8 protein-coding genes are annotated in these 8,683 nt (G+C 37.6%); 5 read left to right on the plus strand and 3 right to left on the minus strand.

The window, feature by feature from the left end; translation table 11 throughout:
* Positions 1-150: 150 nt before the first annotated feature.
* From VB711_RS26005 to VB711_RS26020, 4 genes are all read left to right on the plus strand, one after another.
* Positions 151-447, plus strand: a complete 297-nt coding sequence (locus VB711_RS26005) for a DUF433 domain-containing protein (RefSeq protein ID WP_323289329.1) — start codon at positions 151-153, stop codon at positions 445-447.
* Positions 444-812 (plus strand): DUF5615 family PIN-like protein, encoded by a 369-nt coding sequence (locus VB711_RS26010; RefSeq protein ID WP_323289330.1) that lies wholly within the window; start codon positions 444-446, stop codon positions 810-812. The genes VB711_RS26005 and VB711_RS26010 overlap by 4 nt, the downstream gene beginning before the upstream one ends.
* 70 nt (positions 813-882) lie before the next feature.
* Positions 883-2,142, plus strand: coding sequence for an FAD-dependent hydroxylase (locus VB711_RS26015; RefSeq protein ID WP_323289331.1), 1,260 nt, complete (start codon positions 883-885; stop codon positions 2,140-2,142).
* Positions 2,143-2,376: 234 nt separating this feature from the next.
* A complete protein-coding gene (locus VB711_RS26020) occupies positions 2,377-2,835 on the plus strand; it encodes a hypothetical protein (RefSeq protein ID WP_323289332.1) in 459 nt (152 codons plus the stop codon).
* Between the two features lie 79 nt (positions 2,836-2,914).
* Here the strand turns inward: VB711_RS26020 and VB711_RS26025 are convergent, their stop codons facing one another.
* Positions 2,915-4,135: a damage-control phosphatase ARMT1 family protein gene (locus VB711_RS26025; protein ID WP_416233626.1), complete on the minus strand. Its 1,221-nt coding sequence runs from the start codon at positions 4,133-4,135 to the stop codon at positions 2,915-2,917.
* 20 nt (positions 4,136-4,155) lie between these two features.
* Positions 4,156-5,475 carry a DUF58 domain-containing protein gene (locus VB711_RS26030; protein ID WP_323289333.1) on the minus strand — a complete coding sequence of 440 codons (1,320 nt, stop codon included), beginning with the start codon at positions 5,473-5,475 and terminating at the stop codon, positions 4,156-4,158.
* Positions 5,476-5,587: 112 nt separating this feature from the next.
* Between VB711_RS26030 and VB711_RS26035 the strand changes: the two genes are divergently transcribed.
* Positions 5,588-6,865 (plus strand): ABC transporter ATP-binding protein, encoded by a 1,278-nt coding sequence (locus VB711_RS26035; protein ID WP_323289334.1) that lies wholly within the window; start codon positions 5,588-5,590, stop codon positions 6,863-6,865.
* Here the strand turns inward: VB711_RS26035 and VB711_RS26040 are convergent.
* A partial coding sequence (locus VB711_RS26040; protein WP_323289335.1) for a DUF4114 domain-containing protein occupies positions 6,862-8,683 on the minus strand: 1,822 nt, incomplete at its 5' end. The two genes, VB711_RS26035 and VB711_RS26040, sit on opposite strands and share 4 nt — an antisense overlap.

Raw genomic sequence — 8,683 nt, forward strand, 5'->3', positions numbered from 1 at the left:
CCCTAAATAATAGAAATAACATCCTGTACATCCTCTAATCCTGGTTATCCTGACGCTAGGCTATCAGACAATTAAAATCTTAATTCCACGTTGCGCTAAAAGGGACGATTTTTGTTAGAATAGACGAATATCCAACACCATTTATTCACCATGTCAACTACTATTGCTGATATTGGCACTCTCATTAACAGTCATCCCGGTATTCATGGCGGCTGTCCTTTAATTGCTGGCACGGGAGTAACAGTGCGACGCATTGCTATCTGGTATAAACAAGGACTGAGAGCAGAAGAAATTGCTGCACGAATTGAGCATTTAACCATAGGACAAGTTTATGCAGCCTTGACCTATTATCATATGAATCGGGAAGAAATTGATAACGATATTGCAGAAGAAGAAGCAGAAGCTGACCGCATAGAAGCATTGCATAGGGCAAGTAGGCAGTCGTGAATCAAATTCGTTTATACATGGATGAAGATTCTGGTGATACTGCATTAGTGCTGCCTCTGAAAAATCGAGGTGTAGATATAATTACTACTCTGGGTGTAAACAGATTAAGTTTTCCTGATGAAGAACAGTTAATCTGGGCTACATTACAAAACCGAGTTGTTTATACTTCCAATATTCGGGATTTTTATCGCTTACATACAACTTTTTTAAGCCAGGGAAAATCTCATGCAGGGATGATTTTAGTAAAACAACAATACTACTCAGTCGGGGAATTAATGCGGGGTATTTTAAGGTTGGTTACGGTTAAGTCAGCAGAGGAAATGGTTAACCAAGTAGAATTTCTGGGTGCTTGGATTGACAAATAAATTTCCACGTTGCGCTAAAAGGGACGATCGCGTAACAATAATAGTTAAAACCTCGTAATCTATCTTAACAATGTCCCTGACGCAGCTAACACAAAATTTCCCCCCTCTCCACACACCCACAGACAAGCGGGGATATGACTATGATTTGGTAATTGTCGGCGGTGGAATTGTGGGTTTAACCACTGCTGCGGCTTTAAAGGATTCCGGTTTGAAGGTGTTACTTATTGAGGCTAGAGTCGCCTCGGTCTCCGTCGCCAAAGGACAAGCTTATGCTGTACATCTGCTTTCGGCGCAAATTTTTCAAGGAATTGGTATTTGGTCAAAAATTCTCCCCAACATCGCCAAATACAACCAAGTTCGCCTCTCTGACGCTGATTATCCTGATGTGGTGCAATTCCAAACGACTGATTTAGGTACACCAGAGTTAGGTTATGTGGCTGAACACCAAGCACTTCTAGAACCTTTGCAGGAATTTGTTCAAAGTTGTGATCATGTAACTTATCTGTGTCCGGCGGAAGTGGTAAATACTGAATACGGGCAAGATAAAGTTATTATTAATGTTAACATTGCTGGAGAAAATCGGCAAATTTGCAGTAAACTATTGGTAGCGGCCGATGGTGCGCGATCGCCCATTCGCCAAGCAGCCGGTATTAAAACTAAAGGCTGGAAATATTGGCAGTCGTGTATTGTAGCTTTTGTCAAGCCAGAAAAACCCCATAATCAAACGGCTTACGAGAAATTTTGGACAAGCGGACCCTTTGCGATTTTACCCTTACCTGGGAATCGTTGCCGCATTGTGTGGACTGCACCCCACGAAGAAGCAAAAGCCTTGTGTGCGTTAGATGATGAACAGTTTTTAGCCCAACTGAGTCAACGATTTGGTCAGCAAATGGGTAAATTAGAATTATTGGGCGATCGCTTTATTTTTCAGGTACAGTTAATGCAGAGCGATCGCTATGTTCTCCCCCGTTTAGCTTTGGTGGGAGATGCAGCACACAACTGTCATCCCGTTGGTGGACAAGGTTTAAACTTAGGTATTCGTGATGCTGCGGCCTTAGCGCAGGTATTAGAAACTGCACACAAAGCAGGTGAAGATATTGGGAATATTCAGATTCTCAAGACTTATGAACGTTGGAGAAAAAAAGAGAATCTGACAATTTTAGGGTTCACCGATTTATTAGATCGAGTATTTTCTAATAATTTCTTACCAGTAGTTATAGTTCGTCGTTTGGGTTTAGGGATTTTGCAGCGTGTCCCTATGGTAAAAATATTTGCACTCAAATTGATGATTGGTTTAAAGGGAAAAACCCCCGCATTAGCTAAACGTTGAAATTAGAAAATTCATTTTTTCTTCAGGGGTTGTTTTTCAAGTCAAAAAAGGTTCAACCCTATTTCTTGCTACTTAATTATTTTAAATAGTTGCATATCTAGTTGACATTAAATCATATATATCTAAGATAGACATTATTAATGTACCAATTGTCCTAGAAAATTACAACTTTCGAGCATAAAAATACAACAACTACAGTCAATTTTACACCCAATTTAAATTGGTTATTTTTCTATGGCAAAATTTATTCCTCCTTCACAGTTAGGGCTAGATTTATCTATTAAAAGACTCCTGGGTTGCAATAGCAAGGATATTGTCAAAATAGGAAATAGTAGGATATATTTACATGATGATTGGCTATGTTATCATGATTTATATCACCTTGAAGTCTCTTGTCTACCAAGGATTTCCATGGGTAAATATCAAGTTAGTGGGATTCACGGCATTAATTCTCCCATATTTCATGATCAGCCAATTGTTGAAGAATACGACAGTCTTTTAGATGAAGCCCGTGTAGCAGTTCATGAATGTTTAACTCGCACAACTTTATTCAATATCCTCAAGTTGATTTGTTGGATGTTTTGGTTAATGACTCAAGAAATAAATCCTATTGCAGTTTTAATTAATCATCTGCGAGTTTTGAATCGGGATATTGTTCTTGATTTTAATTTCCAGTTTTGTGTAGATGAATAAATTACTTTTTGTTTCGCGCAAATGAGGAAAGTAAGAGGGAAGGAACTAAATTTTTTTATCTGTTCCCTATTCCCTTTTTTTAAGGTACTAACTGAATTATTCCCCACTGTCCATTTGTCAACCAATTAGGATCAAGTTGAGCTTTTTCTTGAATATCTGCGGGATTTAAACCTGCGACGACTTCAGATTTTAAGGTACGCAAAGCTACCATTGGGGCGGGTAAATAAGAAACTATATCTGTGAACTTTGTGCTATAATCCCAATGGCGATCGCCTAATAAGCGTCGATAATTAGCATCCCCTTTGACGATAATTAAACTTGATTTTCCTAACTCGTCTTTTAGAGATGTGGGTATTTCCCAAAATGCTAAGGGTGAAGTCCAAAAATAATCTTCAGTTAGCACTAATTTACCAGAATCTAGATTTTCTGTTAATCTTTGCGTAAAGGATTTGAGGCTTGAATTGCTACTTTCGGCTAAAAAATCTTTGGTTTGATAGACATCTTTAATCATCGCATCGGATACGAAGGTGGGATGGGGTTTGAGGTGTAAATAAACTTGATTAGCAAAACCACTACCCAATAAAAAGTCTACTAAACACAAATCACAAATCAATTCAAAACCAGCATTATCAATGATCAAATCAACTCTTTTACCTTGAGAAGCAGTTAGTAATTTGCTAACAGCAAAGGAATCATCTACTAAAATATTTGTGAGTTGACTTTGAATATCAAAACGACTCCGATCATCTGCAAATGCTGACCATAAACTTAAATCAACACGATTTCCCCACAAAGCAAAGTATAATAAAGCAATTAGCGATGATTTGCTGGGTTTACCTTCTTGCTTTGATTCATTTAACCATTTTTCTGTTTGAGAACACAGAGAAACAATTGAATCTATAGATGTTTCTAAACCTTGAGATTTTTGTAAAGCAAAGGGATCAATTTCTTGGTGAAAGTAATTGGTAATATTCAGAATTAACCGATAAAAGTACGTTTCAGCGAAAAACCAAGGTACATCAATCCAACGCTGTTCTTGATAGGGTTCTGAATATTTCTCCCAAGCTAAAAAATCTGGATTAGGATCATTTAACAATGGTCGTAAATTGCCTGTTGGTAGTTCTAAGGCTAATTCTTGTAAACTTTGATTGATCTCTGGGAAAAATTTATTTTCTGCAATTACTCGAAGTGCGATCGCTGGCATTCTTTGAGTTACAGTTAATTCTGTAAAAGAACCAATTTCTGATCCTACAAGTGGGGTAGGCAATGGTAGACTGGGAACATTTATTTGGTTAATCACTACTTTTTGGTATTTCTCTGTTATAATTGATTTTTGGCTTTGAGTTGTAAATATCTTTCAACTAATTGATCAGAAATTTGATTAGCTGGTGCATCTAAAACTAATACACCTTTTTGTTTCAATTGGGCAAAAGCAACTTGTCTTTGTGCTAATAAATCTAAAGCAACTGCACGAGTGTACGCGGTAGTTACATCTTCTGTGAAGGTGTCGGCTAAATTGTCTACTTGAGGATCGCGGAGGGTGACGCAAAAGGGTAAATATCGCGGTGCTAGTCTGGAAAGGGCAGCTAGGAGTTCTGATGATGCGGTAATATCAACTAAGTCTGTAATTATTACTACTAATGCTCTACGAGTTTGTCTTTGAACTACATGAGTAACAGCCCCTAAATAATCTGATTCTAAGAGTTCTGGTTGAATTGGGGTCAGACGATCAATTAGCCGATTTAAATGGTTTTGACCACGTTCTGGGGGTATCCACGTATGTAATTGACGATCAAATACACCCACACCAACGCGATCGCCTCTGTGTAATGCGGCTAAGGCTAGTGATAATGTAGTATTTAAACCCCAATCAAATCTTTGCAAACCTTGAACTCTGGCTGTCATTAATCGACCACGATCTAGTAAGATTAATAATGTCTGCTCCTGTTCTGGTTCTAACACCCTAACTAGGGGACCTGTGTTAGCATAGGAACGTCTGGCGGTGGCTTTCCAATCAATAAACCGTAAATCGTCTCCATTGCGGTAGTTCCGCAGTTCTGCAAACTCTGTTCCCATTCCCATTTGGCGGATTTTGCGAATTGAACCGGATGATTGGAGGGTGAGACGAATGGAGAGCGATCGCAATCCCATTAAATCAGGATAAACTTTTACTCGCGTATTTTGGGGAATTTGCCAATTATTCCAACTCAAACCCCAATTTCCCAACTGTCTAACTTGAATATTTCCCCAAGTAAACTCACCCCGTTCTGTTGGGTGAACTGTATAAGTTAATTCTTGATGACTATTAGGAGTTACTGTGGCAGTAAGGGTGGTTGTAGAGACAGGGAACTGTTGGGGATAAAAGTCACGGATTTGGATGATCGCCTGACCTTCGCCAGAGTCTACTTTCAATTTTACCACATTATCGCGCCCAATGGATAATTTAGATGGTAATTCTCGATTAATTTTCACCCGATCTTTTTTCACCTTCCACCCATCAACTACCATTAATGCTAAAACAACGGTGTCAAATAGTAAAATTACAGCCAGACTCAGGGAAACACCAATCAACATAGACATAACCGGAGTTATAACTATTGCCAAAATTAATAAAAAATAAACTCTTTGACTAGGAAGCATATTTTGAATTATGATCACTGGCCTTATTAAAAGCGATCGCTGTAGCAAAGGTAAATATATATTTGATTCTGAATTGAAATGTTCCCCGTTCCCTGTTATAAAATAATTACTCGTGACACAAGTTATATTAGAAGACGTTTATAAAAGTTTCCCTCCCCGCAAAGGTGAAAATGTCAATGCACAACATGGTGCAGATAGCATCAGCGTGTTGAGACGGATCAATTTAACCATCGCTGATGGTGAGTTTATGGTGCTGGTGGGTCCTTCTGGTTGCGGTAAAAGCACTTTATTACGGTTAATTGCTGGTTTAGAAACGATGACAGGTGGTAATATTTGGGTCGGCGATAGGTTAATTAATGATTTACCCCCCAAAGAACGGGATATTGCGATGGTGTTTCAAAATTACGCCCTTTATCCCCATCTAACGGTGTATGATAACATTGCCTTTGGGTTGCGTCGTCGATTTAAAGATGGGGGAGTAGGTAAAGAAAAATTTGCCAAATGGGGAGAAAACCTGCTGGTAGGAGTGACTAAAAAGTTACCAAAGGGCTTACAATACACCTCGGACAAAGAACGGTCTATAAATGAAATAGTGCGAAATGTTGCCGAATTGCTGCAAATAGAAACCTTACTCAATCGCTTACCTAAGCAATTATCTGGGGGACAAAGACAAAGGGTAGCATTAGGAAGAGCGATCGCTCGCAATCCGCAAGTATTCTTAATGGATGAACCACTATCTAATTTAGATGCTAAACTAAGGGCAGAAACCCGCGCCCAAATCGTTAAATTACAGCGTCAGTTGGGAACTACAACCATTTACGTTACCCATGACCAAACAGAAGCGATGACAATGGGCGATCGTATAGCTATCATGTCGGAAGGTAAAATCCAGCAAGTAGCCGCACCACTGGAACTTTATAACCGACCAGCTAACCGTTTTGTAGCAGAATTTATTGGTTCACCACCAATGAATTTTATTCCCGTAGAATTTCACGCCCCCTTATTAATTACTCATGCACATTTTCGCCTAACTTTACCAGAAATTTGGGGAAGTACCTTACAAAAATACGATGGGCAAACTATAATATTAGGCATTCGTCCAGAACATTTGAACTTGGGTGTACCAGCGACCAAAAATTTACCAGTACAGGTAGATTTGGTAGAGAATTTGGGTAATGACACCTTTTTATCTGTGAAAATTGCTGAACCCAATTTACCAAATACAGAAGATCAATTTCTGCAAGCGAGAGTTCCACCAGACAGAGTAATTAAATTGGGTGAACAACTATGGTTTTCACTAAATTCAGATAAACTGCACTTTTTTGATTCAGAAACAAACCTAGCAATATTTCCTAAAAATACCTCTTTAAGTTTGCCAAAACTTGTTTAGATAGGGGTAGTCAAATTAACTCGGACAACGATATCATTATAATCGCGATCGCCACCATTGGCTAGATCCTCAAAACCAAAGATATTATTCCCTAACAAGCGAATGTGATCCACTTTATCTTTATTAGCACCCAAAAACGCAAAATAGACAGGAGGATCATTATTGGGATTACTATCAAGAATAGCATCAGGACTGCCATTAGCGATTATAAATGGTGCAAAAATAGCATTAGGTTCAAAACTACCAGATAAAGAAACAGTACCTTGATTATTGACTCTCAAATCAATATTTGCACGTCCTCTCACAGCAGCTTGAATATAACCTGAGTCACCAGGACGCAACACACCACCATTAACATTAATATCACCATTCATATTTTCAACTTGATAAAAGCCAACAAAATTATTAAAAGCAGCTTCTCTGTTAACAATAAAATTAGCCGTAACCTGTTGTGTAAAACCGCGTAAATCAATTAATTCTGCTTGAGATGAACCTTGGAGATTTGTACCCAGAGGTAAACTTTCCGTTGTAGACTGAATATTCACCACAAGATCCTGAAAGTCATTAGTCCTATTATTAGAACTATCTCTCCAAGCTAGAGAAAATAAGTTATTACCCAAATTTGTAAGCTGTTGTGTAGAAGGATTAGAAAACAGTACATCAGTTATAGGAGTAATCCCAGCTAAAACATCATCAGTCGTGCTATTTTTAACCAAATAAAATCTCAAATTTTCATCAGACTTTAATTCCAGCAACCGACTAACATCACTATTAGTAAACCCATTAGGTAAATTAGCAAGAGATGAAAAAATCACACGTGAACGATTTAATGATGCTTGAACATAACCTACATCACCAGGAGAAATACCATTAATTCTTCCTTGATTGTCATCAACAGTATATACATTTAACTCATTCACCAAGTTAGAATTTCTCCTGGTCAGAGTAATTTTAATTGTAGCAGTAGCACCGTTACCTTTAACATTTAGAATATCATCACTAACACTCGTTATAACAGCTTCTTCAGTATCATTGATATTAATAGATAAAATAGACAAAGTTTTTTCTAAAGACAGATTACCACTGTCGCTAGTACGCATACGAATATTATAAATTCCCTTATTACCAAACTCTTCTGCATTCTTAATTAGTAGCTGATTATCATTAATAGTAAATACACCATTATCAGTATCACCACTTCCAGGAACTAAGCTGTAAACAAAAACATTCTCTCTGTCTGGGTCACTAGAAGCGAATGTACCAATTATTGTATTAGTTGGTTCATTCCCATTAACTTGGATAGGTGTAAATTCCAAATTAGTAGGTACTTCGTTGATATCATTGACTTGGATAGTGAATGTCTTCTCAAACGACTGATTAGCAGCATCAGTAGTACGCAAGCTGATACTATAACTTGATTTCGCTTCAAAATCTGGAGAATTATTTATTAGAAGTTGATTATTAGTAATAGTAAATTGATTATTGTCGTTGCTTCCAGCTACTAAACTATAAATGAAGGTGTCACTTATATCTGGGTCGATAGTTGTGAATGTAGCAATAGGGGTATTAGCTGCGACATTTTCATTAACGTTGTTAGAACTTATTGTTAAATCTGTTGGTGTTTCATTTAGATCATTTATATTAATTGTGAATGTCTGGTCAAAGGATTGATTATTAGAGTCGGTACTGCGAACTAAGATGTTATAAGTTGATTTGGTTTCAAAATCTGGGGAATTATTTATTAAAAGTTGATTATTTTGAATTGTAAATTGATTATTATCGTTAGTTCCAGATAGGAAGCTGTAAGTGAAGGTGTCA

Source organism: Cronbergia sp. UHCC 0137 (assembly GCF_034932285.1).
Lineage (GTDB): Bacteria > Cyanobacteriota > Cyanobacteriia > Cyanobacteriales > Nostocaceae > Cronbergia.